This window comes from Algoriphagus sediminis, assembly GCF_030403435.1.
Classification (GTDB): domain Bacteria; phylum Bacteroidota; class Bacteroidia; order Cytophagales; family Cyclobacteriaceae; genus Algoriphagus; species Algoriphagus sediminis.
The window spans coordinates 120,536-147,185 of record NZ_JAUEPH010000006.1 but is presented as its reverse complement, the minus strand read 5'-3'; the positions used below and the strand labels follow the sequence as shown (position 1 = coordinate 147,185).

Here is a 26,650-nt window from a genome sequence, read left to right as displayed (position 1 = left end):
AGAGGGGGTAAATTTATAAATAAAATCGAATTAGCGGCGCCACTTGTCCGATTTCCTTAAATTAATAACTAGGAAAAGGAGGACTTAGAATCAGCTGGATTTTTTCGAAAACTTTCTCCTTCTCCATGTGGCAACCGATAGCCCGAAAATCAGTAAGAAAATTACAGGCCCCAGCACATTGATCAATTGCCAGAAAAGCTTCTGTTCTGTAACCTTAACCCTATTCAAAGGTCTAATTTTAAAAGATCGGGTTCTGGTCATAATAATCCCTTCAGGATCATTCAGGTACTGAACCAGGTTCCGTAAAAATAATCGGTTCGCAAAGGTGATCTGATTAAAGGGATCTTCTCCGAGAGCAAGGGGGCTTCCATCGCTCAGATTTCTTTGGCTTTGAAAAATATCACCATCCCCTATCACCACAACTCTACCCTTACCTGATTCCATAAAATCTGTCTCCGAAAATCCCTCAGGAATGAATCGGTTTTTGAAAAGTGAGGTAAACTCCCCTTCAAGTAAATATGCCAATGGCAAGTTCCTTTCATTGAAAAGATTTACATCTGGTGCCGATTCCATATCACTAAAAGCAACACGAACGGGAGCTTGCAAAACTCTGGAAAAGTCTGATGTAAAAATCAATGGGGTCTTTTTTACTTTATCAGCCTTGACGGTATCCAAAGTGCTTACAAATCGAAAATTGATCACATCCAATCCTTTCGTGATGGGATGATTTTGCATCCTTCCGGCCTGCACAAAGAATGGCCAGGGTAGTGGGACCAACTGATCCTGATTCCCAAAATTTCCACCCATCACAGGAAAATAACCGAAATTTAAATCCTGAATCAAATCCTTGTTCACCCGGACTCCATACCTGAAAAGCAGGTTATCCAAACCAACCTCAATCGGCATTGCCAGGGTACCTTCACCTCCGGCTTCGGCAATATTTACAGCGACACCATCCAGAAGTACCACTAAATTCCCTCCTCGCATGACGTACTGATCAAGGAGATAAACCTCTCGCGGAGTGTAGCTTTCTCTAGGCCCCTGAATAAAAATCACACTAAAATTCTCCAGATCATCCGGACTTTGCGCTTGCTCTAGAGGCACCTTAAAAAGTTCATGCCTTCCATCTAAGGCCTCTACCAAGCCATACCCCTCATCTTCTGACATTTCTCCATGCCCCATGATCATGGCTATGGAGTTTGCTGCTGGATCGATGAGCTTTTGAATAGCAAGACTCAATTCAAACTCCAGATTTTCAATCGACTGATTCAAAACCTGCTCCTGAGACATTCCTTGTTCTCCTTTTAATATTAAGGCTCCAGTCTCGTATTGAGAGTCGCTTAGCAAAAAACCAGGAAAAATCAGTTGAGATTGCTGACCGGAGCTTTGGTTTACAAAAAGATTTGTCGGGTTAATTCCATATTCATTTAAATCCAGAATCAATTGCTCTCCTTCCTCTCCAGCTACGGACAGGGGATCAAAATATGAATAGGTGATCCTCTCCGGACTATAGGAATCGAAAGTTCGGATAGTCTCTTCTAGAGATTTTTGTAACCTTCTCATCCCAGGAGGAAAGTCTTCTCCAACCAAAAGAATATCCACATGGAGGGGTTCCGTAATTTGGTCAAGAACCTTCTCGGTGGCAGGACTGAGAGAATATCTCTTCTCCTCTGTAAGGTCCAGCCTAAACCGAATTACCTGACCAAGACCAAACAAAATCACTACTCCAAAAAGGAGGGCCAGCCACTGAATCAATTTTGAAGATTTTCCCTTCATTCTCTATCTGAGATTAAAATGGACAAACCTAAAAACAGCCATATTACGGCCAGCATGAAAAATAAATCTGACGAGTCAAGCACACCTCTACCCAGATTAGTAAAGTGGTAGCTTAAACTTATTTCTTCGAAAAAGTAGGACCATGATCCAAGCTGTAGATCAGCCAAAGCCGTGAAACCAAAATAAAGCACAAAGCAGAAAAAGACCCCCAGGACAAAGGCCAAAACCTGCTGGGATGTGATGGAGCTGGCAAACAATCCAACTGATGAAAAAACTGCTCCAATCATGAGTAATCCAATCCAAGAGCCGAAGAATCCTGCCTGATCGAGATTTCCCACAGGATCACCGAGCTGGTAAACAGTCAAGAAATAAAGGAGAGTGGGGAAAACCGCCAAAACCACCAATACCAGTAAGGCTAAATATTTGGCGATTATGATTTGTGTAACACTGAGTGGTGAAGTCTTTAGAATCTCCCAGTTTCCCGACCTTTTCTCCTCCGCCAGAGAGCGCATTGACAAAGCCGGAATTAAAAAGGTAAAGACATAAGGGGTGTAAACGAAAAGAGCTTCGAGGTCTGCATAGCCATAATTGAGTATACTTGTTTCGGGGAAAACCCAAACCACCAAACCAAGAGCTACCAAAAAAATTGAAATAATGAGATAACCCAAAAGATTACCCAAAAAGGAATTGACTTCTTTTAGAAAAAGACTTTTCATTTGGTGATTTCTCGGAATATTTGTTCCAATCCTTTTTTCCTTTCACTCAGTCCTATAATGCTTAATTCCTTCTCATGAATTAAGCTCATCAATTTCTTCCTGTCTTCAGTGGGACTTTGAGACATAATAAGTACCTGATTTCTTTGAGAAGCCCCAAATTCCGCCTTTTCAAAATCTGTGAACCAATCTAAATCCAATTCTTCCTCTGTCTCCAAAATCAGCTCAGCTCTATCCGACTTTGACTTCAAGTTTTCAAGAGACTCTGAAGCTTTGATTTCACCCTTGCTGATAATTACCACATCATCACAGATGGCCTCCACTTCCTGCATGATATGCGTAGACAGGATTACCGTTCTGTTTTCAGATATCTCTTTGATGAGCGCACGAATTTCTACCAGTTGGTTTGGATCAAGGCCTGTGGTGGGCTCATCTAAAATGACAACACTGGGATCATGAATGAGCGCTCTGGCAAGACCTACCCTTTGGCGATAACCCTTAGACAATTGAGAGATTTTTTTATGCTTCTCAGGATTCAAACCAGTTTTGTCCAACATCAGGTCAACCCGCTTACTTAATTTTTGGCCGGAAAGGCCATAAAGCCCTCCTGAAAACCGAAGGAACTCCTTCACATACATGTCATGGTAAAGAGGATTATTCTCAGGTAAATATCCTATCAAACTACTGATGGCTTTGGCATCCTTACCTTGCTCTTTGCCCATCACCCTCACCGAACCCTCATCAGGAGAAATGAATCCACAAATGATTTTCATTGTCGTGGACTTTCCTGCTCCATTAGGACCTAAAAACCCCAGAATCCTCCCAGGCTTTACCGAGAAAGAAACTTCACTCAAAGCCTTTTGCGAGCCATAAATTTTAGTAAGCTGGGTAACTTCTAGTGACATATTGAAAAGATGAGTTTAAAAGTAAGAAAATTTCTCGCCCCTCGTCTTTTGTTACCTTTTAAAGACCCCGGGTCTTAAGCCTTTTTCTTACCTCTAGGCCTTAATGGTCTACACTCCACATCCGCCACGAAATAGTTTGGGTGTGTTTCGAGCGTTTGGACCATCGTAAGTGCAACGTCCTGAGGACGCATCATATTTTCACTGGCTTCAATCGCCGGAATATCATCAAAGAAATTTGTTTGTACAGACCCAGGATAAATGGTGGAAACTTTTATCCCAAAGTCCCTTAATTCCATGTATAGCGAATGAGAAATACCTCGGACCGCATGCTTAGTGCCTACATATCCCGCAAACTGATTCACTCCATTCAGGCCTGCGATGGAGGCTACATTCAAAATATGACCTTCGTCTGCCGCTTTCATGGCAGGGATAAATCGTTTGGTCACATAAAAAATCCCATGAACATTGGTATCAAACATAGCTCTCCAATCCTCTGATGAAAAGCTTTCTGTTGGCCCGGCAATTCCAAAACCAGCATTATTAATCAAAATTCGAATATCAGACCCCAGCTTCGTTGTGGTCTCTGAATAGGCCTTTTCCACAGCTTCCTCTTTAGAAACATCACAAGTGAAAAAGTGGAAATTCTCATGGCTAAAGTCTGGAGCATTTCTACCCCATCCTGCTACCGTCACTTCCTTTTCAAGCAAAATTTTAACTACTTCTAAACCTATTCCTTTACTTACTCCCGTGACTACGGCTATTTGATTTTTTATTTCCATCTCTCTTTTGTTTTCCTATTCAAATCCGAATTGGTCAAAATAGTTCTGACAATTATCAGAAAATCCAAAATAAACAGATTCAGGTTTAGCGAATCATTTTGACTATTTTGATCCATATTAAAATCCAAACCATGAAGAAAATAATTATCCCCCTACTTTTCACTCCTTTTTTCACCTTCGGTCAAAGCCCCCTTCGGGGAGAAATTGATGAATCTGCCGCTGCCATAGAGGGCAAGGTCATCGAGTGGCGAAGGGATATCCACCAAAACCCAGAATTGGGAAATCAGGAATTTCGTACAGCCAAAAAAGTGGCCGATCATCTTCGCTCCTTGGGGATAGAAGTTACTGAAGAAGTAGCGGTCACCGGCGTAGTGGGTATGCTTCGAGGTGGCCATCCAGGACCCACAGTCGGCCTGCGAGCAGATATGGATGCCCTCCCTGTGACTGAGAGAGTGGATCTTCCATTTAAATCCACAGTAACCACCACATATAACGGACAGGAAACTGGCGTAATGCATGCTTGTGGTCATGATACTCATGTAGCCATGCTGATGGGAGTCGCCGAAGTGTTGGCAGGCATGAAAGACGAACTTCATGGAAATGTCAAATTCATTTTTCAGCCAGCGGAAGAAGGAGTCTTTGACGCAGATATTTTTGGAGCAGAGCTTATGGTGAAAGAAGGTGTCATGGAAGATGTAGATGCCATATTTGGTCTTCATATCTGGTCACAGGCAGAGGTAGGAACCATAGGGTATCGTTCAGGGCCTTTTTTGGCTGCCGTTGATAATCTTGAAATTACGCTTACTGGAACCCAGGCACATGGCGCCTCGCCTTGGTCCAGTGTGGATCCAATTGTCACCTCATCCCAAATAGTCATGGGGCTTCAAACGATCCTGTCAAGAAATGTGAATATCTCAGAAAATCCTGCTGTGGTTACGATCGGAGCTATTCATGGAGGTATAAGGCATAATATCATTCCTGAAAAAGTGGAAATGATTGGAACGGTCAGAACCTTTGGCATGCCCCAGCAGGAACTAGTGCACAAGCGGATTATGGAGATCACCACGAATATTGCAAAAAGCGCAGGTGCTGATGCAGATGTAAGAATTGGGAAATTATACCCCTCAACGGTGAATCACCCTGAGCTTACAGCAACCATGCTACCTACCCTAAGTGCAGCAGCTGGTGAAGGAAATGTAATTTTAATGGATCCTGTGACTGGAGCAGAAGACTTTAGCTTTTACCAGATGGAAAAGCCAGGTTTTTTTATGATGCTTGGAGGTATGAAAAAAGGTGGGGACCCAACCACCACTCCATCGCACCACACACCCGATTTCTACATTGACGAGGATGCATTCGTGCTGGGAGTACGAGCGCTAAGTTACCTAGCCGTGGATTATATGGAAATGCAGAAGTAATTCAATAAAATCAAACACCGGTTGGAGTAAAATCTAACCGGTGTTTATTGATCAAACCACCACTCCGGAGTTTCACCTGTGCTGTTGTCAAACTCAGAACAGCTGAGGCAAGTTCTTGGGTAATCACTTAATGGGCGATTGGGATCAAAAGTACAGACCTCTTCAATGAAGAATGGTACATCGGCCTTGGTGGTATAAATTCTGGTGACATCCACTTTGGCCACCTCAAAATAACCCAACACTACTTCCTCTTCATCATTAATATTCCTAAGGTTTCCCTGAACAGGCGCAGGCGGAGCATCAAAAACAGATCCCGAATTATTCACTAATTCCCTTACCTTTCTCCTGTACTCATAGGATTCCTGGGAAGTACTGATTTGGCGCACATTAAAATAATGTCTGCTGAGAAAGGATTGATCTATTCGTCGCTCTGCGAGGATCTGGGAAGAAGTTCCCCCAGGACGATTAAGGAGGTCTCCATTAAGCAGGGTGATGCGCTCAGGATCCGCAAATCCAAAAACATAGCAATCAGGGGGAGGTGTATTAAATGGATTTGGGAAAAAGGTGAGATTCCAATAATAGACCTCCTCCACATCCCAGCGAAGGAAATAGCCGCCGGTTTGCTCAGGAAGAGTCACATCTGAACGAATACTGATGAAAGGAATCTCTGGCTGGTTATTTAATTCTCCCCTGTCGAAAGTATAGCTTATTTCATCCTCACCAATGACCTCAGGCATCACTTCCGGCGAGGACTTATAGACCCTTCCTTTTGCCAGAATTTCAACATAGTACTCCACTCCCGATTCGGGACCGGGAAAGCCCTCCAGCGCATAGGTTCCAGGCTCAATTTCCTGATAGGACCAATTTTGGCCTGTGCTACTTTTAACAGAAACCTGAGCCCCTCTAACTGGTCTTGGTAGGTCGTTAATCGTGAAATAACCATCAGTGAGAATCGGCTCTCGATCTGCTGATGTAGTTTCGGATAAGTACACGTATTGTGTTTCATTCCAATCATTGAGCTGACCGGCAACAATTAATCGTTCATTCCCAAGATTCAATGGAAATTCAATCTGATCCACGCAGCTTTCAAAAAGTAGAAAAACTACAAGTAGGCTTAACAGTCTTATCGTCCTATTCATCTGCATGTCCAAACTGAATACTGTAAGTAATGGAAGGAAAAATAGATCCCAGAATGGCCAATCGATAAGGCCTCAATTGCCTAGAATCATCATCTTTCTGCCAAAAAACACTGTAAGCATTTCTCCTTCCAAGTAGGTTGTAAATGCTGAAATTCAAACTATCTCCTTTCTTTGAAAATACTTTTTCAAATGTGTAGGATACATCCACTCTAAAATAATCTGGAATTCTGTATTCGTTTCTATCACTGTATTCCGGCACTACGAGACCACCAAGTACATAGCTGGAATTCACAGCGTTCACCGGCCGGCCGGTAGCATAATTAATACTGATATTGAATAGACCACGGGGATACATTTTTTTACTCAAAATGAAATTCACTTCATGAGGTTTATCAAAGTTTGACGGAAACCACTCTCCTCTATTGATTTGCTCCTCTGGAAAAGGGCTTAAGGTTCTGAAAAAAGAGCGTGAATAGGTGTAGGCAAGCCAACCGGTTACAATTCCAAGATTCTTTTTGATTAGGAATTCGGTCCCGTATGATTCGCCTTCCCCAAAAACTAACTCTGTCTCCATATGTGGATTCAGGAAAACCTGGGCAAAGTCTCTGTATTCGACCTGATTATCTGTTCGTCTGTAAAAACCATCCACAGAAAATTCCCACATATTGTCTTTGGAATTCCTGAAATAACCCAGAGAAAAACTATCGGACCGCTGCGGTGGAATATAAGTGGTACTTAGCTGCCAGAGATCTATAGGAGTCGGCCCAAAGGTGTTTGAAACCGATTGGATATATTGATTGAGCCTTGAGTAACTCATCTTGATTGAGGAGTTAGAGGATAAATTCTGGCGTATGGAAAGTCGGGGCTCTATTCCTGAATAGTTCTTAATGGAACCGCTTTCAACACCCACCACTCCAATGATATTTTCTTCAGTGATTGGTGCATTATCTCGATATTGATATACGGAGTCGGGGCCAAGTTGATTGTAGTTTGAGAACCTCACTCCTGCTACAATTCCTGTATTTTCTCCTAGTTCAAATTCCGAGTTTGCAAAGGCTGAATACTCAAGCCCTCTCTCTTTTTCAACTCTATCTTCTTCCACGGAGCTTTCGCTTCCAAAAGGACTTAAAGTTTCAGGTTTACCCTTGTAATAAATGGCCTCGGCACCCACATTGATTGCTAAAGATTCATTTGCCCAAGTGGCAGTCACTTTCCCCTGCTGATAGGTCATTCCATTATCAACCTGTGCTGCATCCAAACCTTCAGGATCGAAAAAAGCATTGTCAAAATCTCCATTAGCGTAAACCACGTTCAAAGAAACGTTTTCGCTTAAAATCCCACGATACTTAAGTGAACTCACCCGGTTTGACCAATCATATCCAAACTCATCTGAAAATCTAAAGAAGTCGCCTGTCAATAAGGTGTTGGCTTCCAAGGTATGGCCTGTTCCAATTTTCCAGGAAAGCCCACCATAGACATCATGAAAATTCAATTCACTATTCTGAATATCAAAATCTCGAGCTTGATTCAGGAGCCAATTGACATTAGAAATCCGGCCACCTAGAATCACACTCACCTTATCATTTACAATCGGCCCTTCGAGCAATAGGCGACCATTCGATGTGCCGATACCGACTTGGCCCGACCAGTTTTGAAAATCACCATCGCGCATTCGAATATCCAAGGCAGAACCAGCCCGACCGCCAAGCCTAGAGGGAAGGTTCCCTTTGTATAAAGTGAACGTCTCAGTCACATCGGTGTTGAAGGCAGAAAGAAAGCCCAATGCATGATTTGAACTCAATACCAAGGCTTCATCCATCAATAGTAAGTTCTGGTCAGTTTTTGCACCGCGAACATTAATTCCCGAAGTCCCTTCACCTACTGAACTCACCCCTGGCAAAAGCTGCAGTCCTTTAAAAATATCTGCTTCCCCAAGAAATGCCGGGATGGCTTTTAATTCCTGGGTGGTAAGTTTAGTCACTCCAGTTATTGGGTTTCTTACATTCCTATCCATTTCGTCGGACATGACCACGACTCCATCCAGCTCGAAGCTTTTGTCGCTCATTTCTAAGTTCACAACCGCATTCTCATAAATAGTCACTTCGATGATGACAGGAATCTTGGATACCTGACGGTAAGCTACCCGATGATTACCAGGGCTAAGGTTGATAATGTAGGTACCAAACCGATCAGAATTTACACCCTTATAAACTCCATCAATGTATAAACCCACTCCTTCGATGGGCTCTTTAGTGGCTTGGTCTATAAGCTTTCCTGTAAGAATGTAAGAAGAACCCTGAGAATTAGAAGGACTGCCAAATACATAAGTTAGAGAGTCGGTCTGGGCCAAAGCTCCAAAACTCCAAAAAAGTAAGACCATTCCCACAAATAGGATTCTGCACATTCTATAAAATTAACTCGAATTTTGGTTGATCGGCATTCATTGGCAAAAAAGAACGAAAGCATCTGGATGATGACATAAAATTTAGTCTTTTCCCAAATCAATTTCTATCTGTTCTGCAACCAGTTTCAAATCCTCCCAGCTACCGGGAAGTTCAGATTTCAAATAATCCATACTTGCATCCTGAATTAGCACATCGAAGCCATTCCATCCTCTGGCAAGAGCGCGGGTGAGCAAAGTGGTAGCTTGTGATATTTGCTCATGTTCAGAAAGAGAAAGAGCCTTGGCAGCCTGAACAAAATCTTCTGTAGTCACATGCCCATAAGCCGCTGTCGCGATCAAATAATGATCTGCCGATTCTTCAAATTCTTGATTGGAGAATTTCTCCCTGGCAATAGCAACATGTTTGTCGTACTCGTTTTTAAGTTTTTCTGCCCTTTGATCTGCTTCCTTTCTATCGGGAATCTTATACTCAAAATTCATAGAGGCTGCGTAATCCTCTACAGATCTTGAAATGTTCATTGCTTCCCGGCGAATCTGAACACTATCTTCTCTTGCTATCGGATAAAAATTTCCTTCTGTGAGTCCATTGTTTGAAGAGCTTTGAGTAGCATAGAGCTGCTTCTCTCCCTTCGACACAGCCACACGGTCATAGAGATAGGCATAATTGCTGGGGTTGGCCTGACCTGCATCCACAGCTGCTTTTAGTAAGGGCAAACATCTGGCCTGAAAAGCAGGATTTCGGTCAGCATGCTGAACAATCAACCAGGCATTATTACTTGGGCCCTCACCAACCAACTCATAAGATGGCCAACCATATTCCTCGATAATCTCTCGCATTCGCTTAGTATTCTGTCGATCCAAAGCAATAAGCTCCTTTGTAAACTCTTTGAATTTCTTACTATCGAACTTCCCCTTTTGGTACATTTTTGACCATTTGATGCGATTCTTCTGATCTTCATCTCGCATGTCCTTTATTTCTTTCGCCAATTCTGGTTGTAAAACAGTGGATTTCTGGCCGTATGATGGACAAAAAGAGAGAGCTAAAAAAAGGAGAGTCAAAAATTTTAAACCTGTGGTATTCATAATTGTGGTTTTGCGATTTCAATAAATTTAAAAAATGACTTTCAAATCTTCGGGGTCTTACAATTTGAATAGCTCAGATGACTTTGATAAGCTCACGGATTATTGAAATCATCTTTGGACTTGCTATTTCCGCCGCCGCCAAAACCTCGGCCAGGGTCAGTTTTTTGACTTTACCCATTACACCTAGGTCGGTAATCGCTGATATGCCGAAAACATTCATTCCCATTTGATTAGCTACCATCACCTCCGGAACCGTACTCATCCCCACTGCATCAGCTCCGATAATTCGAAGGTATTTGTATTCTGCCTTCGTTTCCAGATTAGGCCCCTGGACTCCAGCATATACTCCTTCATGAATTTTGATTCCCAAATCAACTGCGATTTCCTTGGCCTTTGCCAAAAAATCTAAAGAAAAGGGCTCGCTCATGTCAGGAAACCTAGGCCCAAATTCCGGTGGGTTTTTGCCTCTTAAGGCATTTTCAGGAAATAAGTCTATTTGATCCCTGATCAACATGACATCACCTACTTCATGTTTAGGACTCAAACCTCCACAGGCATTGGATACCAAAAGTTTTTTAACCCCCATCAACCCCATGACCCTGATTGGAAAGGTCACTTCTCGCATTGAATACCCTTCATAATAATGGAAGCGCCCCTTCATAGCGAGAAGGAGTTTCCCCGCTAGCCTACCTATAACCAATTTCCCATGATGGCTTTCTACGGTGGAAATTGGAAAATGTGGAATATCATCATAGTCTATTTCCTTGATGACCTCGATTTCATCTCCCATTTTTCCTAAACCAGTTCCCAGAATTAAGGCTGTTTCAATGCTTTCAGGAAATTTGTCCTCAATAAAATTTCGAGCTTCTATGACTTGATTAAGATATTCCATGGTACAAAAAGAGTTTAGCTTTTGGAAAAATACCAAAGGCTGAGAACTTTTAACCCCTGAAGGATGTATTCACTGCATAAAAATGATTCGATGGTTAAGATAATAGTGGGGACAAACCGGAAGAATGCCGTCTCCAAAACAATTGCAGAGCTTTACCAATCCATACTATTAGATAAAGGAGTAGAATCCGAGATTCTGGAGTTACAGGATTTACCGATAGATTTTATTGGGTCGGCATTATATGAAAACAATGGAAAAAATCCCGAATACAATGCCTTCGTGGATAGGCTTAGAAAGGCTGAAAAATATGTGTTTATCGTCCCTGAATACAATGGTTCATTTCCAGGGATTCTAAAGACCTTCATCGATGGCATGAGTTATCCAAATCCTCTAAAAAACAAAAAGAGCGCCCTTGTGGGGCTCTCTTCAGGAATTGGAGGAGGTGGCATTGCACTTAGCCACCTCTCCGATATTTTTAATTACCTGGGAATGCATGTTCTCGCTCTTAAACCAAAGCTGGCTCAAATAGAGCGTAATATGTCAGATAGCTCGCTCACCAACAAGCTGTACTTAGAACTTCTGCATCAGCAGGCTGAAATGTTGATCGAGTTTTAAACTCAATCTACATTGTCATGAAGAAATCTATTATTACCAAGGATCTCATTGTCATCATTGAGGTTGTACTTGGATAAGTTCTTCTCAGAGCTATGCTCAGGATTCTTCAAGACTACATTTTTTCTTTGATAAGCCGGGACTTCCATTTTCTCCTTGAGCTCCTCAGGCGTAGGATTCAATGATCTGCTGTCCTTAAGCTTTTGAAATCTTTCATGAGCTCTCTGAATAGCCTTTTGCTTCATTTTTTCATAGAAATCTGCGCCAAAAGCTGGCTCCACCTTTTCTTCCTCTTGAGATACTTCTTCCTTTTTTTCTTCGGTTTCATCAGTAGGATAAAGCTCATGAACGATCTTCTCAGGCTTTTCCTCTTTTTCTACAAACTCAATAGTTTCCTCCTCCATCTTTTCCTCCTTTGGTTCCTCAAAAGAAATTTTTTCTTGTCGAGTTTCAACGACCTCTTTTTCTTTTATCGGTTCTGGAGCAGAAGGACTTTCTGGAGCCTTTGGCTTGGGCATTTTAAATGAAAATGGGCTGTCCTGAGAAATCTTTTCTTCCTGGATTTTTTCGGACTTACCTGATTCCAGATGGATAACTGTTTTGGTATCTTCTTCCACCTTAGGCTCTTCCTTAGGTGTTTCAGTAGCTACTGGCTTTGAGCCGGAAAGTCTATCCATCTCAAAACCTGTGGCAATCACCGTTACCCGAATGCCTTTCGCTAGCTCCTGATCAATTCCCTGACCGAAAATGACTTCAGCATTATCTCCTGCTTTTTCTTGAATATACTCAGTGATCTCACTCAATTCGTCCATAGACAACTCTTCTTCCTCACCGGACATGATGGAAAGAAGAATCTTCTCAGCTCCCTTGATATCAACATTATTCAGTAATGGCGAAGAAATGGCAGCCCCGGCCGCTCTGATGGCTCGTCCTTCCCCCTCCTCGGTTGAGGATCCCATTACGGCAGCACCTGCATCTTTCATCACAGTCTTCACATCCTCGAAGTCCACGTTTACATCCTGATGAATAGTTATAATTTCTGCTATGGATTTTGCTGCAGTGGTCAATATATCATCAGCTTTGCCGAAGGCAGTTCTAATAGCAAGATTTCCATAAATCTCACGAAGTTTGTCATTCAGGATGACAAGAACCGTATCACAGCTTTCACGAAGCGACTCGATTCCTCGCTGAGCTACCCCCATCTTTTTCTTGCCTTCAAACATAAATGGAGCGGTCACGATACCCACAGTCAGGATATCTAATTCCTTCGCAATTCTGGCAATGACAGGAGCTGCACCTGTTCCTGTACCTCCACCCATTCCTGCAGTGATAAAAACCATTTTGGTGTTATCAGAAAGCAACTCTCTAATTTCGTTTTCTGATTCCAAAGCAGCATTCTTCCCCTGTTCGGGATTAGCTCCGGCACCAAGCCCTTCTGTAAGGCTGGCTCCTAACTGCAATCTAAGTGGAACCGGGCTAGACTTAAGAGCCTGAGCATCGGTGTTTACTACTACAAATTCCACATCCTTTATGCCTTGGGCAAACATGTGGTTTACGGCGTTGGATCCACCTCCACCCACTCCGATTACCTTAATAATGGATTTTGAGTTTTTTGGTAGATCAAATCTGTAATCTTTCATTGAATCTGACATATTTAATTATTGGTGAACTATTTAATTCTAATTTTTAGCTGGGTTTTTAAGTGGGGAAATAAGCAGCAAAGCCACTTATCTCCGCCCGTCATAAGCCCTAGTAGTTTTGATCATCTCCGATATCATCGTTGATTAGCTTCTTTAGCTTAGCTCCGATGCTGGAGAAAATATCTTTTGAAATTTTTTCCTTTCTTGTTTCGCGATAGCCTGGACCTGCATTGGCGACTCGCTTTCTGTACCCCTCTTCCCGGTCATCAAGTGCCTTAAATCCTGCTAGGACCAATCCCACAGAAGTGGCATACATCGGGGACTTAACATCTTCCACTACAGACTTGCCGAGGTGCTCATTCGGATGTCCAATTCGGGTGTCCAAACCAGTCATGTATTCGAATAGCTGGGATATAAACTGGAGTTGTGAACCACCTCCTGTAAGGACGATTCCCCCAGCCAATTTTTTATAGTGACCACTCTGAATCATTTCATTTTGGACGATCTCAATAATCTCTTCCATTCTTGCTTGAATAATGGAGGCTAGATTTCTGATGGAAATCTCTTTCGGAGGCCTATTTCTTAGACCTGGAATGGATACTATTTCATTCGGATTTGCTTCTTCAGCAATGGCCTTACCAAATCTTGTTTTTAGCAATTCAGCCTGCTTTTGCATCACCATGCATCCCTCCTTGATATCAGAGGTTATAATATTACCCCCTAAAGGAATGACAGCGGTGTGGCGGATAATATTCTCGTAGAAAATGGCTATATCAGTAGTACCTCCACCGATATCTACCAGGCAGACACCTGCCTCTTTTTCTTCATCTGATAAAACAGAAAGTGAGCTTGCAAGGGGCTCCAGGATGAGTTGCTCGGAGGTTAAGTTTGCCTTTCTGACGCATTTATTGATGTTACTGATCGCTCCAGTCTGGGCGGTGATAATATGAAAATCCGCTTCAAGCCTGGCTCCTGCCATACCAACCGGATCCTTAATTCCACCTTCATAATCCACAGTATAATCCTGTGGCATCACATGGATGATACTGTTTCCGGGAGGGACCACGATGTTTTCCATATCATCTGACAATCTCCTCACATCCTCTACCGTGACTTCCTCATCATTTTGAGATCTCATGATACTTCCATGGACTATCTTGCTTTGAATATGCTGTCCTGCTATTCCGACGATTACCTCAGCGATGTCCACGTCCGCCATATTTGAAGCTTCTTCCACGGCTTTTTCTATGGCGTGAACAGTTTTATCAATGTTGGTAACCACACCACGCTTCACCCCATCGGATACTGCGCGGCCCATACCAAGTACCTCGAGCTTTCCGAAGGTATTTTTGCGACCGATGATCACACAGATTTTGGTAGTACCAATATCAAGGCCTACGATTAGTTTGTCATTTTCCATTCCCTTGCTATTATTCACAAACGATTTGATTCTTAAATTTTACACTCACCCTGTTATATGCATTCCAGCCTTTACGAGGTAAAATCTCCTTGTAAAAGACTTCTAGCTTTTCGAATTTTTCTTCCAGATCTTGAGCTGAGCCAAGCTCCAAAACCTGACTTCCTACTTGTTGATACAGGCGGATATCACTCTTTGAGCGAAGCTCTATTTCAGTGATCTGAGCCTTCCAAAATTCATCTTCATCCACAAACTCAATCAGGTCCATAAGCTCTGGTACTTCTGACATCACATTACCCTGATCCATTAGCTTATCCGCCAAATCCCCATAAATCACAATCACCCGGCTCGTATAAGAATTAGAAGTCGGGATTATTTTCCCCTCTTCAGTGATGTAGCCATCAGCTGCTCTTGGCCTTACAATCCTCGCAACAGGACGGTGCTGCTTCACATGTAACTGAAGTACTCCCTTCTGTCCTATGTAGGCCTGTGCACCATTTACAAATGGATGTCCCATCAGGCGCTCTTCAATATCATTAAGTGGAACTTGGGACAATGGCAATCCCGCAATCAGCTCTGGAAATCCCTGCGAGATGATATCATCTATCTCCTTATCCTCCACGAAATAAAGACCACTCTCTCCTTCGATATAAACTTCCCTATCTAGGTAAAACTTATCCATAGTTTGCTTCTCCACAAAGCCAATAAAACCAAGTAAAACCAGGCTCAAACCAATGAAAACAGCGATATTTTTTATTCTTGGCATCTTCATAATTCGCTTACCGTATTATTCGAAGACAAAAATTGAGCTACTTCGGGCACCAAACGGTCAATATCTCCAGCACCAATTGTGATCACTGCCTCAAGATTTCTGGTAGAAAGGCTCTCCATCAAATTTTCTTTGGCGATTACTTCCTTTCTTGAAGAAGTTATTTCCTCAAGAAGAATCTCTGAGCTTATCCCGGCAATCGGTTTCTCTCGGGCCGGATAGATTTCAAGAAGAATCACCTCGTCTGCAAGTGAAAGACTCTCACTAAATCCTTTAGCAAAATCCCTTGTACGCGTATATAAATGAGGCTGAAAGATCGCAGTGATTTTTAATGATGGGTACATGGCTCTTACCGAGCTAAGCAAGGATCTAATTTCTTCAGGATGATGTGCATAATCATCTATGTACACACAGGTTGGCTTGCTTAGATGAATCTCAAACCTCCTCTTAACTCCCTTGAAAGATTTCATCCCTTCTTTGATCTGCTGACTACTCAGGCCTTGAGATAGACCAATTGCAATGGCGACAAGAGCATTTTCCACATTATGATATCCAGGAATTGGTAATTCAATTCCGGTAATCCTATGGTCACCATCCTGATAGTCAAAAACAAAAGAATTGGGTTTAGCCTTTATATTTTCTGCAGTGATTTGAGAAGATCTCAAACCATATTCCTTCACTTTTAATTTTTTCCCTGAAGGCTTATTTAGCTTTTGATTCGCGTTAGTTTGAATGAAAAGCTTTCCTTTTTTGTGGATTAAGTTTACAAAATCAGTGAAGCTCAAAATCATGGAGTCCTCACTCCCATAAACATCAAGGTGATCAGCATCCACACTTGTAATCACTCCAATGGAAGGCTTTAGCCATAAAAAGGATCGATCAAATTCATCTGCTTCTACTACGAAAACCGTATCCTTACCTTTCTTTCCGGAGAGTAGAAAATTACTTTGATAGTTCTGAGAAAGGCCTCCCAAAAATGCCGTCACTGGCACATCCGCTTGATACAAAAGATGGGCTATCATGGATGAGGTGGTCGTCTTTCCATGTGTCCCTGCTACAGCAATGCAAAACTTACCGTCCGTGATATTTCCCAGCATTTCCGAGCGCTTCAGCAGGGTATATCCCTGATCTCTGAAATAGCTTAATTGAATACTCTCCTCCGGCAAAGCTGGAGTCCAAATAATCAGACACTTCTCTTTATTTTTCTTGATCTCATCTGGAATGGTAGCCAATGAATCTTCAAAGGATATCTTCACTCCCTCCTTGATCAGTTCATCAATTAAAGCAGAAGGGGTTCGGTCATAACCAGAAACCGCTATTCCTTTTGAGGTGCACCAGCGTGCTATGGAACTCATACCGATTCCTCCGATTCCTAAAAAGTGGGCGCTATGTATTCCTTTTAAGCTCAACCTACCAATCGATATATTTCATTACAAATGTCATCCGCAGCGTTTGGCTTTGCCATTTTTCGAATGTTTGTTCCTAGTTCCGTCATTCTGGATTCATCATTTAATAGCTCATCCACTTTGAGCTTAAGCTTACCTTCAGCTTCTGAATCCTTAAGAAGCACCGCTGCTCCATTAGACACATAAGCCAAGGCATTTTTGGTCTGATGATCCTCAGCCACATTGGGTGAAGGAATAAAAATGACAGGTTTGCCAACCAGAGAAAGCTCGGAGACTGAAAGTGCACCAGCTCGAGAAACCACAACATCGGCCGCTGCATATGCTAAATCCATTTCCCGGATAAACTCTCTCAGATGTATGTGTTCATAGTCCTTGTCCTGAGTGGCTTCCAGCATTTTTTTGAAATAGAATCTTCCGCTTTGCCAAAGAACCTGATATTCTTTATTGAGTGCCTTGATGTCCTTTAGCATCGCTCGATTCAAAGTTCTGGCCCCAAGAGATCCACCCAGAATAAGGATAGTCTTAAGGTCTGGGCTTAAACCAAAATGCTCAAGGGCCTTTTCTTTCTTGCCTTCCAAATGCAGAATATCTGCTCGAACCGGATTACCGGTGTAAGAAATTTTTTCAATCGGGAAGAACTTCTCCATTTCGGGATAGGCGACACAAATCTTCATCGCCTTTTTCCCCAATATTTTATTGGTCAAACCGGCATAGGAATTTTGCTCCTGTAGAAGGCTTGGTATTCCTTTTCTCTGCGCCATGAATAACACTGGACCGCTGGCATATCCCCCAACCCCGATCACTACATCAGGCTTAAAATCTTTGATTATTTTTTTCGCCTGCATTAGGCTTTTCCAAAGCTTGATTGGAAAACTCAGGTTATCCGGAGTGAGGCTTCTTTGAAGGCCTGCCACAGGTAATCCGATAATTTTATATCCAGCTTCAGGAATTTTCTGCATTTCCATTTTGCCTAAAGCGCCCACGAATAAAATCTCAGTATCAGGATACATTTCCATCCAGCGATTGGCTATGGCCAAAGCCGGATAGATGTGCCCCCCGGTACCTCCACCGCTAATAAGCAATCGATATGTAGATTTCTTTTCTATGGCTATGCAGTTTTAAATCTTGGTTTATTTGCAAAAGGACTTGTCGCCTTTTGAGCCTCTTCCTGATGATCTCCCCGACTAACGCTGAGGATAATCCCCAGTGAAATACCGGTAAACACAAGTGAGGTTCCTCCCATACTTAGCAGTGGCAATGGCAAACCTGTTATGGGTCCCAATCCCACAGCTACGGACATATTTATAAGTGCCTGAATGACCAAAGCAAAGCTCAGTCCCGCAGAAAGAAGTCCACCAAATGCTTTATTGGAATTTGCGACAATACGCATTCCCCTGTAGAGTAGCGCCAGATAAAGGAATAGGACTCCTACTCCACCGGCCACTCCATATTCTTCAATGATAATGGCATAAATGAAGTCCGAATAGGGATGAGGGAGGGAGTTTCTTTGCTCACTGTTTCCGGGTCCTTTTCCGGTAAATCCACCAGTAGCAATAGCGATGTAGGATTGCTCCGCCTGAAATGGAATTTCTTCAGGATCCACAAAGCTTTCGATTCTGGAAACGAATGTTTCTCCTCTTTGCCCCAGGAATGCCGCGGAGGTTAGCCCCAGAACACCAACCAAAACGACCATCACCAAGTACTTGAGCGGCACCCTACCGATAAACATGATCAAGAGACATGTACAAAGTAGAAGGATGGCGGTGGACATATTGGCCAAAGCGATCAATCCACAAATAATCCCGATAGCGATAATGATTGGTAGAAAAGTGGTCTTAAAATCTTTGATATTATTCTGTTTGCTAGCAAGCATGGCTGCCAGAGCTGAGATTAAGGCAAGCTTTGCAAGATCAGATGGCTGAAAGGCCTGATTTATAACCGGAATGGTTAACCATCGATTAGCCTCATTGATATTTGAGCCAAATAAATAGGTAATCAACAGCAATGGAATCGACAAGTACATGGCCAGTCTTGCGTAAAGTGCATAATTCCTGTAAGGGATTTTATGCGCAAACCACATCACAGCTAGGGAGACCAAAACCAGGAAGGAATGTCTAAAAAGATATACCTCTGTATTTCCCCCGGCATACTTGTAAGCCAATGAACCAGTAGCAGAATAAACAACCAGAATACTGAAAAGGGAAAGCAATATCACTATGCCCCAAATGATCGGGTCACCCTTAAAATGTTCGTCTATCCATGATTTGAACTGATTCATACCAGGGCTTTAGGTTTAAGTTGGTTCACTGCTTCCACGAACTGATGTCCGCGATCTTCATAGTTATTAAATAGGTCAAAGCTGGCACATGCCGGAGAAAGCAATACCACATCTCCATCCGTACCGATTTCATGACCCCAGTTTACAGCTTGTGTCATAGCCTGAGTTTCCCTGATGTCATCTACCAAGTCTCCAAAAACTGATTTCAATTTTTGATTATCCTTGCCCAGACAAATGAGACCTTTGACCTGCTTTTTAACTATGTCGATAATCGTGGAATAATCATTTCCTTTGTCTACTCCTCCAGCTATCCAGACCAATGGCTGATCATAGGAGTGAAGAGCATAGGATGTAGCATCCACATTAGTTCCTTTACTATCATTCACAAAGGTCACTCCGTCCACTATCCTAACTTTCTCAATTCTATGCTCGATGCCACGGAAAGAAGAAATCCCTTTTTTTATCGCCTGAGGACTGAGATTGGCTAGTTGACAAGCTAAACCTGTGAATAGTGCATTGAATTGATTATGTCGGCCCGGAACCGGAATTTCATCTATCTTTAGTTGCCAGTTTTGATAATCAAAGTGGAACTCAAGTGAATCTCCATTTACAAAGGCTGATGCCTCATTCGTATTGCCTACTTCAAGAATTGTAGATGAAATGGATGAAAATGACCTTCCTTTATCAGAGTTTTCATCTCCCTTAAGAAAAATGGCAAAATCATCCTCAGTCTGGTTTTTGAAGAGCCCAAACTTAGCCGTTATGTATTTATCCAAAGAGTATTCATATCGATCCAAATGGTCAGGAGTGATATTCGTAAGAATGCCAATATGAGGTCTGAAGGATTTCATTCCTTCGATTTGAAAGCTACTGCACTCAATGACCCACCACTCATGGTCTGAATCCAAAAGCTGAGAAGCCCAGCTTTGGCCTATATTTCCCGCAACTCCCACATCCATTCCTGCACTTTTCATGACATGATAAATCATGGAAGTTGTTGTCGTCTTACCGTTGGTCCCGGTAATGGCAATGACCTTGCCTGTTGAAAATCTAGAGGCAAATTCTAACTCATCTATAATTACAATTCCTTTTTCTCTAGCCGCCTTTAGAATTGGAATTCGGGGAGAAATACCCGGACTTTTTATTATGAGGTTGGCATTTAAGACCGATCCTTCAGAGTGTCCATTTTCTTCAAATAAAATTCCTTCAGCCAAGAGCAATTCACGACTCTCTTTTGATATTTCGCCAAAATCAGAAACGAAAACGTCATAGCCCTTCTGTTTGGCTAGCCTTGCAGCTCCCATTCCGCTTTTTCCGCTTCCCAGAATGACTATTCTATTCATTTATCTCAATTTCAATGTGGCCAAAGTCATTACAGCAAGGAGAATCCCTACGATCCAGAATCTGGTCACTATTTTAGCTTCAGGTATATTTTTCTTTTGATAATGGTGATGCAGTGGAGACATGAGAAATATTCTCCGCCCTTCACCGTATTTTCTTTTGGTGTATTTGAAGTAGCCCACCTGGATCATCACACTCAGGTTTTCCACAACAAAAATTCCACACATCAATGGGATCAATAATTCCTTCCTAAGTGTAAGCGCAAGAACCGCTATCACACCACCAAGCATCAAACTTCCGGTGTCCCCCATAAAAACCTGGGCGGGATAGGCATTGTACCAAAGAAATCCAATACAAGCGCCAATGAAAGCTGCTGCAAAAATTACCAGCTCCCCTGAATTCGGGATATACATCACATTTAAGTACTGTGAGAAAATGGCATTTCCTGAAATGTATGCGAATATGGCAATGGTAAGGCCGATTATGGCTGAGGTTCCAGCGGCCAAGCCATCAATCCCATCGGTAATATTAGCTCCATTGGAGACTGCGGTGATAATGAAAATCACCACAAAAATGTAAAGAACAGGAGTCATGCTTTCTCCCAAAAATCCAAGCAGATTTTCGTAGTTAAGCTCATTATTCTTCACAAATGGAATGGTGGTCTTTGCTGTTTTCACATCCTGATAAGCTGGGGTTTCTACTACTCCCTGCTCGATCGAAACCGGTGTTTGGAAATCCCTCACCACCACATCTTCATGAAAGAATAGAGTAGCTCCCACAATGATCCCAATCCCAATCTGTCCTACTATCTTAAATCTGCCTTTTAGGCCTTCTTTATTCTTTCGAAATACTTTGATGTAATCATCCACAAAGCCAATTCCACCCAACCAAACCGTTGTAATCAGCAGAAGTTGAACATATATATTTTGTAGATCTGCAAACAAAAGAGTAGGAATCAGGATGGCGGCCATAATCATCAATCCGCCCATGGTTGGAGTTCCCTTCTTTTGGTTTTGGCCTTCAAGGCCCAAATCCCTTACCGTCTCACCAATCTGACGATTTCGAATCCAAGTAATCATCTTATCACCAAAAGTGATGGTCACAATCAGAGATAAAACCGCTGCCATCCCCGCACGGAATGAGATATATTGAAAAACTCCTGCTCCAGGAACGTCTAATACTTGATCTAGATAATTGAATAGTGGATAGAGCATTAGTTTTGATTCAGTTGAGTTAAAAATTCCGTCACTACTTCCGCATCATCGAAATGGTGTTTCACTCCATTAATCTCCTGGTATGTCTCATGGCCTTTGCCAGCGATGAGAATAATATCTCCCTTCTTGGAAAGCATGCAGGCCGTTTTTATAGCTTCCCTCCTGTCTACAATGGTCAAAGTCTTTCTTAAATCACTTGGACCTACTCCTTCCTCCATGTCCTTCAGAATTTCCTGCGGATTTTCTGTTCTAGGATTATCAGAAGTCAAAATGGCCTTGTCACTTTCGGTAACAGCAATTTTAGCCATTACAGGTCTTTTGGTTTTATCTCGATCACCCCCACAACCGACAATGGTGGTAAGTTGCTCGCCTCCGGTGCGTACCTCGTTTATAGTCTTTAGGACATTCTCCAATGCATCAGGCGTATGGGCATAGTCCACTATTGCGGTGATCCCGGCAATTGAAATCCTGTCGAATCTACCTCTGGCTCCTTTGATTCCTGAAAGAGATTTTAAAACTTCCTCTTCATCTTCCCCAAGCAACAGTGCAGTTCCGAGAACCGCCATAATGTTATAGGCATTAAAGGCTCCAATCATCCGGAACCAGATTAGCTTTCCGTTTATGTCTAATTCGAGTCCTTCCAGCGTATTGGAAAGGATTTTAGCCTTAAAATCTGCTGCAGTTTTCAGCCCGAAATACTGGATGGTCGCTTTGGTATTTTGAACCATGACCTTTCCTCTCTTATCGTCAATATTGACCAAGGCAAAAGCATCCTTAGAAAGTTCATCGAAGAGTTTTTTCTTCGCCTTGATGTATTCTTCAAAAGTCTTATGATAATCAAGATGGTCGTGGGAAATATTGGTGAAAACCGCACCTGTTAAATTCAACCCCGCAATTCTTTCCTGAACTATGGCATGAGAGCTGGCCTCCATAAAACAATGTGTACAACCGGCCTCGAGCATCTGTGCCAGCAAGCGCTGCACGCTAAGAGAGTCAGGAGTAGTATGTGTGCTCGGAATTACCTCTTCATTAATTTTATTTTCAACAGTGGAAAGCAATCCACTGGTGTATCCCATATCCTGAAATAGCTGATGAAGAAGCGTTACCGTAGTGGTTTTTCCATTGGTCCCAGTAACTGCTACTACCTTCATTTGCTTTGAAGGATTACCGTAGAAATTAGCAGCCATAATGCCCAGGGCCTTGGATGAACTTTGTACCTGAACGTAGGTAACCCCTTCCTTAATATCTTTAGGCAGAGTCTCACAAACAATGATTCCAGCTCCCTTCTCAATAGCTTTGGCTATGAAATCATGCCCATCGACCTGTGTCCCAGGAATGGCCACAAAGGCAGACCCTTTCCGAACCTTACGGCTATCGAAAGCTATATCCACCAATCCATTCTCCATATTACCAACAGTGGACTGAAGCGAAACACGATATAATATGTCTTTCAAAACCTTCATTTAGCCAAGTCTTAGATTTATGGTAGAATTTGGTTGAAGTTTACTTCCTGCCGGAATGGACTGAGACATCACCCGGCCCTTACCGGTGTAATCCACTTTTAGACCTTTGTTCTCAAGAATGAAAAGTGCATCCCTCAAGGAAAGTCCGGAAACATCTGGGATGGTAGCCTGATCCATAGGATTGTCCTTCCAGTTCACGGTTTTTTCTTCAGCATAGGTTTTCACCCATTCCTCAGATTGCTCCGTAACGGAAGGGACCCCAAGTTCAGCCAGAATTTGTCCAATCTCCGATCCTTTTCCTGCTCGAATGGTAGGCAAAGGACTTTCTTCCTGTTCTTTTTCTGTGATTAGAGTTTGATTGGAAGGATTCAATTCCATATCCAATGCATAAACTCTGTTGGCGATCTCTTTAAAAACTGGGGCGCAAACATCTCCACCATAGGCCATAAAGCCTTTGGGACTGTCAATCACCACAATCATGGAATACTTTGGGCGATCTGCGGGAAAGTATCCCGCAAAGCTTGTGTAATAATTCCTTGTATATCTACCATCCACGAGCTTCTGCGCAGTCCCTGTTTTTCCTGCGATTCGGAACTCATCATTTGAAATATTCCTGGCTGTTCCCCGCTCCACTACACCTTCTAAAAGTTCTTTTAGCTGGGCAATGGTCTTTTCCGAGGCTATGCTTTCACGAATCACCTCCGGATCAAATCTTTCTTCAATTTGGTTTCCTTTAGCGATCGCCTTGATAATGAAAGGCTTCATCATTTTGCCGTCATTGGCCACTGCATTATAAAGTGCCAAAGTGTGTAGCGGATTAAGCTTGGACTCATAGCCAATTGAAATCCATGGAAGTGAGGTCCCATACCAGGTTTTGGTTCCTGGTGTTTTGAAGAATGGCTTGCCCTCTCCCACTAATTGGAAACCAAAAGGTTCCTTTAATCCAGTCTGATCCAGATAGCCAAGAAATTTGGAAGGGTTAGCACCAAAATTCTCTTCCACCAGTTTTGAAATGGCCACGTTTGACGATTTCTCAAATGCTTCCCGTACAGTAAGGGTACCATATCCACCATTTTTTGCATCCCTCATGATGCGATCATAGAATCTGTAAGCCCCATTTCCAGTTTCAACCTTATCCTCCAGACTTACTTTGTTCTCCTCAAGTAGAGCCAACATTGAAAAAAGCTTGAAGGTAGATCCAGGCTCAGTGTTACCCTGGTCGCCGATGGCAAAATTGTAATTCTCACCATAGCCTCTTCCACTTTTATTTTTTTGCAGATTAGCTATGGCTTTAATTTCTCCGGTCTTTACCTCCATCAAAATTACAGATCCAAACTCTGCCTCTCTATCCAGAAGTTGTTTAAGCAAGGCTGTCTCAGCAATATCCTGAATATTCACGTCCAATGTGGTGATCACATCGCTTCCATCTTCAGGCTTCACATCTTCTGCATCAAAAACCGGCTTCCAACTTCCACCAGCCAATCTCTGAAATAAGGCTTTTCCGGTTTGACCTTTCAAATACTCATTAAAGCTGTACTCTATTCCTGCTCCATATTCATCCTCATTGATAAAACCCACAGTCCGGCTGGCCAGTGATTTGAAAGGCTGATATCTTTTTTCAACTTTTTCAAAAAGTACTCCACCGCCCAGTCTTCCTCTTTCGAAAATTGGCCACTGAGACATCTTTTGCATATCCTGATAGCCTATTTGCCTTCGATTCAAAACGATATATCGTTTCTTATCATGGCGGGCATCCATGATCATTCTCTTATAAGAAGCAGCAGACTTATCTCTGTAATAAGCCGAAAGATTATTGGCCAGCTCATCAATTCCATCTTTGATGATTCCGTCTTTTGCCATGGTAGGGTCCATAGCTACTCGATAAAATGGAAGACTGGTTGCCAAAAGACTTCCGTCTCCAGCGTAGATATTTCCACGGGTAGCTGCCACCTCTCTGTATTGGAAATTGATGGTTTTGGCTTTAGCTCTCCACTTATCCCCTTCATCAAGCTGAAGCCTAATGATCTGATAGGGAATGGCAGCCGCAGCCAAGGCAATGAGGATAAACACCACCCGAACACGGAGCACTATGGATTGCTTAATATTCACTCTTCGATCTCTATTTTGATAGGTGGTTTATCCAGTTCTTCTATTCCTTGTGGGGCCACTTTCTTAGCCACTTCAGACTGCATACTGCTAAGCATATACTCTGCTTCAAGAGTGGTAACATCTGCTCTAAGGTCTTCCACTTCTTGCTGCGCTTTTTCAATTTTCCGGACCATGTTCTCCGCCCGATGATTACTGTAGATGTAAATCAAAGCAAGCAAAGCAATAAAAGTCACTGGTGGTACCAATTGCACAGGCACCCCTTCTCCAATCACCGGCGTGATGTTCAGTTTTTCTTCAATCCATGAAAAAATGGTCCTACCCGAACCCTTCTTCGGGGTATTCCCTTTTTTTAGCTTTTTCTTAAATCGATTCTGACTCATAGCTCTGATCTTTTAGCAATTCTCAACTTTGCGCTTCGCGCTCTGGAATTTTCACTGATCTCATCCGCATCCGCTGTAACTGCCTTTCTCGTAACTGGCTCAAAGGGACGAATCAGATTTCCGTAAAAATCCTTCTCCACCTCGCCATGAAACTTGCCCTTGGTGATCATATTTTTCACCAATCTATCCTCGAGGCTGTGATAACTCATGACCACCAACCGGCCCCCGGGCTTCAATACCTCAATGGAATCCGTAAGGAAATCCTCAAGTGCCCCGATCTCGTCATTCACCTCAATGCGCAATGCCTGAAAAACCTGAGCATAGTACTTAAACTCCTTTCCGCGCCGCGCATACTTTCGTAGGAATGTGGTAAAACCTTCTGTGGTCTCAAATGGCATTACCGACCTCTCTGCCACAATTCCTTGAGCCAAAGTCTTCGCATTCTTCACCTCACCATAGACTCCCAAAATCTTATGTAGCTGAGCCTCATCATAGGTATTGAGAATATCCTTGGCAGTGATCTGAGCTGACTGGTTCATCCTCATATCCAAGTCACCGGCAAATCTGGTTGAGAAACCTCTGCTGGCTTCGTCTATCTGGTGTGAGGAAATACCCAAATCAGCTAAAATTCCATCCACTTGTCGAACGCCGTGAAGTCGTAAGTATTTCTTCAAATCCCTAAAATTGGCCTGAATAAAGGTGAATCGCTCATCTTTTGGAACATTCTCCAATGCATCCTGATCTTGGTCGAAAGCCAAAAGCCTTCCCTTATCCAGTTTTTCGAGGATAGCACGAGAGTGTCCTCCTCCTCCAAAGGTGACATCAACATAAGTCCCATTAGGGTCTATAGCCAATCCTTCAGTGCATTGGGTAAGCATGACTGGTATGTGGTAGGTTGAAGCTGTCATAAAC

General features: G+C 42.7%; 22 protein-coding genes. 2 read left to right on the top strand and 20 right to left on the bottom strand.

The features are described 5' to 3' along the window. Nucleotides 1-90 precede the first annotated feature (90 nt). The 4 genes from gldG to QVH07_RS14225 all read right to left on the bottom strand — a co-directional run bounded on the left by gldG (nucleotide 91) and on the right by QVH07_RS14225 (nucleotide 4,173). A complete protein-coding gene (gene gldG, locus QVH07_RS14240) occupies nucleotides 91-1,776 on the bottom strand; it encodes a gliding motility-associated ABC transporter substrate-binding protein GldG (RefSeq protein WP_290001543.1) in 1,686 nt (561 codons plus the stop codon). Beyond that, nucleotides 1,773-2,492, bottom strand: a complete 720-nt coding sequence (gene gldF, locus QVH07_RS14235) for a gliding motility-associated ABC transporter permease subunit GldF (protein WP_290001541.1) — start codon at nucleotides 2,490-2,492, stop codon at nucleotides 1,773-1,775. Before gldF ends, gldG begins: the two co-directional genes overlap by 4 nt. Next, the gene (gene gldA / locus QVH07_RS14230; RefSeq protein WP_290001540.1) at nucleotides 2,489-3,394 is read right to left on the bottom strand and encodes a gliding motility-associated ABC transporter ATP-binding subunit GldA; all 906 of its coding nucleotides are present in this window, start codon (nucleotides 3,392-3,394) and stop codon (nucleotides 2,489-2,491) included. Before gldA ends, gldF begins: the two co-directional genes overlap by 4 nt. 74 nt (nucleotides 3,395-3,468) lie before the next feature. Beyond that, entirely contained in the window at nucleotides 3,469-4,173 is a 705-nt protein-coding gene (locus QVH07_RS14225) for an SDR family oxidoreductase (RefSeq protein WP_290001538.1), read from the bottom strand. 131 nt (nucleotides 4,174-4,304) lie between these two features. Between QVH07_RS14225 and QVH07_RS14220 the strand changes: the two genes are divergently transcribed. After that, a complete protein-coding gene (locus tag QVH07_RS14220; protein ID WP_290001536.1) occupies nucleotides 4,305-5,591 on the top strand; it encodes an amidohydrolase in 1,287 nt (428 codons plus the stop codon). 44 nt (nucleotides 5,592-5,635) lie between these two features. Here QVH07_RS14220 and QVH07_RS14215 read toward each other — a convergent pair whose 3' ends face one another. The 4 genes from QVH07_RS14215 to QVH07_RS14200 form a co-directional block, all read right to left on the bottom strand. Beyond that, a complete protein-coding gene (locus QVH07_RS14215) occupies nucleotides 5,636-6,730 on the bottom strand; it encodes a DUF4249 family protein (RefSeq protein ID WP_290001532.1) in 1,095 nt (364 codons plus the stop codon). After that, a complete protein-coding gene (locus QVH07_RS14210; protein ID WP_290001529.1) occupies nucleotides 6,723-9,134 on the bottom strand; it encodes a TonB-dependent receptor in 2,412 nt (803 codons plus the stop codon). The genes QVH07_RS14215 and QVH07_RS14210 overlap by 8 nt, the downstream gene beginning before the upstream one ends. 81 nt (nucleotides 9,135-9,215) lie before the next feature. Beyond that, nucleotides 9,216-10,121, bottom strand: coding sequence for a DUF6624 domain-containing protein (locus QVH07_RS14205; RefSeq protein ID WP_290001528.1), 906 nt, complete (start codon nucleotides 10,119-10,121; stop codon nucleotides 9,216-9,218). 169 nt (nucleotides 10,122-10,290) lie between these two features. Beyond that, nucleotides 10,291-11,109 (bottom strand): purine-nucleoside phosphorylase, encoded by an 819-nt coding sequence (locus QVH07_RS14200; RefSeq protein ID WP_290001525.1) that lies wholly within the window; start codon nucleotides 11,107-11,109, stop codon nucleotides 10,291-10,293. A gap of 90 nt (nucleotides 11,110-11,199) precedes the next feature. Between QVH07_RS14200 and QVH07_RS14195 the strand changes: the two genes are divergently transcribed. After that, nucleotides 11,200-11,724: an NADPH-dependent FMN reductase gene (locus tag QVH07_RS14195; RefSeq protein ID WP_290001524.1), complete on the top strand. Its 525-nt coding sequence runs from the start codon at nucleotides 11,200-11,202 to the stop codon at nucleotides 11,722-11,724. A 2-nt stretch (nucleotides 11,725-11,726) separates the two neighbouring features. On the opposite strand, the gene ftsZ is transcribed toward QVH07_RS14195, so the two are convergent. The 12 genes from ftsZ to rsmH form a co-directional block, all read right to left on the bottom strand. Beyond that, nucleotides 11,727-13,361: a cell division protein FtsZ gene (gene ftsZ / locus QVH07_RS14190; RefSeq protein WP_290001520.1), complete on the bottom strand. Its 1,635-nt coding sequence runs from the start codon at nucleotides 13,359-13,361 to the stop codon at nucleotides 11,727-11,729. Nucleotides 13,362-13,470: 109 nt separating this feature from the next. Next, nucleotides 13,471-14,781, bottom strand: coding sequence for a cell division protein FtsA (ftsA, locus tag QVH07_RS14185; RefSeq protein WP_290001951.1), 1,311 nt, complete (start codon nucleotides 14,779-14,781; stop codon nucleotides 13,471-13,473). A gap of 10 nt (nucleotides 14,782-14,791) precedes the next feature. Then, the gene (locus QVH07_RS14180) at nucleotides 14,792-15,544 is read right to left on the bottom strand and encodes a cell division protein FtsQ/DivIB (RefSeq protein WP_290001518.1); all 753 of its coding nucleotides are present in this window, start codon (nucleotides 15,542-15,544) and stop codon (nucleotides 14,792-14,794) included. Nucleotides 15,545-15,546: 2 nt separating this feature from the next. After that, a complete protein-coding gene (gene murC / locus QVH07_RS14175) occupies nucleotides 15,547-16,956 on the bottom strand; it encodes a UDP-N-acetylmuramate--L-alanine ligase (protein WP_290001516.1) in 1,410 nt (469 codons plus the stop codon). Next, nucleotides 16,953-18,035, bottom strand: coding sequence for an undecaprenyldiphospho-muramoylpentapeptide beta-N-acetylglucosaminyltransferase (gene murG, locus QVH07_RS14170; protein ID WP_290001515.1), 1,083 nt, complete (start codon nucleotides 18,033-18,035; stop codon nucleotides 16,953-16,955). The genes murC and murG overlap by 4 nt, the downstream gene beginning before the upstream one ends. A gap of 26 nt (nucleotides 18,036-18,061) precedes the next feature. Further along, the gene (locus tag QVH07_RS14165) at nucleotides 18,062-19,231 is read right to left on the bottom strand and encodes an FtsW/RodA/SpoVE family cell cycle protein (RefSeq protein WP_290001511.1); all 1,170 of its coding nucleotides are present in this window, start codon (nucleotides 19,229-19,231) and stop codon (nucleotides 18,062-18,064) included. Next, a complete protein-coding gene (gene murD / locus QVH07_RS14160; protein ID WP_290001509.1) occupies nucleotides 19,228-20,574 on the bottom strand; it encodes a UDP-N-acetylmuramoyl-L-alanine--D-glutamate ligase in 1,347 nt (448 codons plus the stop codon). Before murD ends, QVH07_RS14165 begins: the two co-directional genes overlap by 4 nt. After that, nucleotides 20,575-21,786, bottom strand: coding sequence for a phospho-N-acetylmuramoyl-pentapeptide-transferase (gene mraY, locus QVH07_RS14155; RefSeq protein WP_290001506.1), 1,212 nt, complete (start codon nucleotides 21,784-21,786; stop codon nucleotides 20,575-20,577). Beyond that, on the bottom strand, nucleotides 21,786-23,249 hold the full coding sequence (locus QVH07_RS14150; protein ID WP_290001504.1) for a UDP-N-acetylmuramoyl-L-alanyl-D-glutamate--2,6-diaminopimelate ligase: 1,464 nt from the start codon (nucleotides 23,247-23,249) through the stop codon (nucleotides 21,786-21,788). The genes mraY and QVH07_RS14150 overlap by 1 nt, the downstream gene beginning before the upstream one ends. Further along, entirely contained in the window at nucleotides 23,250-25,358 is a 2,109-nt protein-coding gene (locus tag QVH07_RS14145; protein ID WP_290001502.1) for a penicillin-binding protein, read from the bottom strand. Then, a complete protein-coding gene (locus QVH07_RS14140; protein WP_290001499.1) occupies nucleotides 25,355-25,738 on the bottom strand; it encodes an FtsL-like putative cell division protein in 384 nt (127 codons plus the stop codon). The genes QVH07_RS14145 and QVH07_RS14140 overlap by 4 nt, the downstream gene beginning before the upstream one ends. Further along, complete coding sequence (gene rsmH, locus QVH07_RS14135) at nucleotides 25,735-26,646, bottom strand: 16S rRNA (cytosine(1402)-N(4))-methyltransferase RsmH (protein ID WP_290001496.1); 912 nt, start codon at nucleotides 26,644-26,646, stop codon at nucleotides 25,735-25,737. Before rsmH ends, QVH07_RS14140 begins: the two co-directional genes overlap by 4 nt. Nucleotides 26,647-26,650 lie beyond the last annotated feature (4 nt).

Bases quoted from the DNA above. Each gene is read 5' to 3' on its own strand.
- gldG (WP_290001543.1), bottom strand. From the start codon at position 1,776: ATGAAGGGAAAATCTTCAAAATTGATTCAGTGGCTGGCCCTCCTTTTT.
- gldF (WP_290001541.1), bottom strand. From the start codon at position 2,492: ATGAAAAGTCTTTTTCTAAAAGAAGTCAATTCCTTTTTGGGTAATCTT.
- gldA (WP_290001540.1), bottom strand. From the start codon at position 3,394: ATGTCACTAGAAGTTACCCAGCTTACTAAAATTTATGGCTCGCAAAAG.
- QVH07_RS14225 (WP_290001538.1), bottom strand. From the start codon at position 4,173: ATGGAAATAAAAAATCAAATAGCCGTAGTCACGGGAGTAAGTAAAGGA.
- QVH07_RS14220 (WP_290001536.1), top strand. From the start codon at position 4,305: ATGAAGAAAATAATTATCCCCCTACTTTTCACTCCTTTTTTCACCTTC.
- QVH07_RS14215 (WP_290001532.1), bottom strand. From the start codon at position 6,730: ATGAATAGGACGATAAGACTGTTAAGCCTACTTGTAGTTTTTCTACTT.
- QVH07_RS14210 (WP_290001529.1), bottom strand. From the start codon at position 9,134: ATGTGCAGAATCCTATTTGTGGGAATGGTCTTACTTTTTTGGAGTTTT.
- QVH07_RS14200 (WP_290001525.1), bottom strand. From the start codon at position 11,109: ATGGAATATCTTAATCAAGTCATAGAAGCTCGAAATTTTATTGAGGAC.
- QVH07_RS14195 (WP_290001524.1), top strand. From the start codon at position 11,200: ATGGTTAAGATAATAGTGGGGACAAACCGGAAGAATGCCGTCTCCAAA.
- ftsZ (WP_290001520.1), bottom strand. From the start codon at position 13,361: ATGAAAGATTACAGATTTGATCTACCAAAAAACTCAAAATCCATTATT.
- ftsA (WP_290001951.1), bottom strand. From the start codon at position 14,781: ATGGAAAATGACAAACTAATCGTAGGCCTTGATATTGGTACTACCAAA.
- QVH07_RS14180 (WP_290001518.1), bottom strand. From the start codon at position 15,544: ATGCCAAGAATAAAAAATATCGCTGTTTTCATTGGTTTGAGCCTGGTT.
- QVH07_RS14165 (WP_290001511.1), bottom strand. From the start codon at position 19,231: ATGAATCAGTTCAAATCATGGATAGACGAACATTTTAAGGGTGACCCG.
- murD (WP_290001509.1), bottom strand. From the start codon at position 20,574: ATGAATAGAATAGTCATTCTGGGAAGCGGAAAAAGCGGAATGGGAGCT.
- mraY (WP_290001506.1), bottom strand. From the start codon at position 21,786: ATGCTCTATCCACTATTCAATTATCTAGATCAAGTATTAGACGTTCCT.
- QVH07_RS14150 (WP_290001504.1), bottom strand. From the start codon at position 23,249: ATGAAGGTTTTGAAAGACATATTATATCGTGTTTCGCTTCAGTCCACT.
- QVH07_RS14140 (WP_290001499.1), bottom strand. From the start codon at position 25,738: ATGAGTCAGAATCGATTTAAGAAAAAGCTAAAAAAAGGGAATACCCCG.
- rsmH (WP_290001496.1), bottom strand. From the start codon at position 26,646: ATGACAGCTTCAACCTACCACATACCAGTCATGCTTACCCAATGCACT.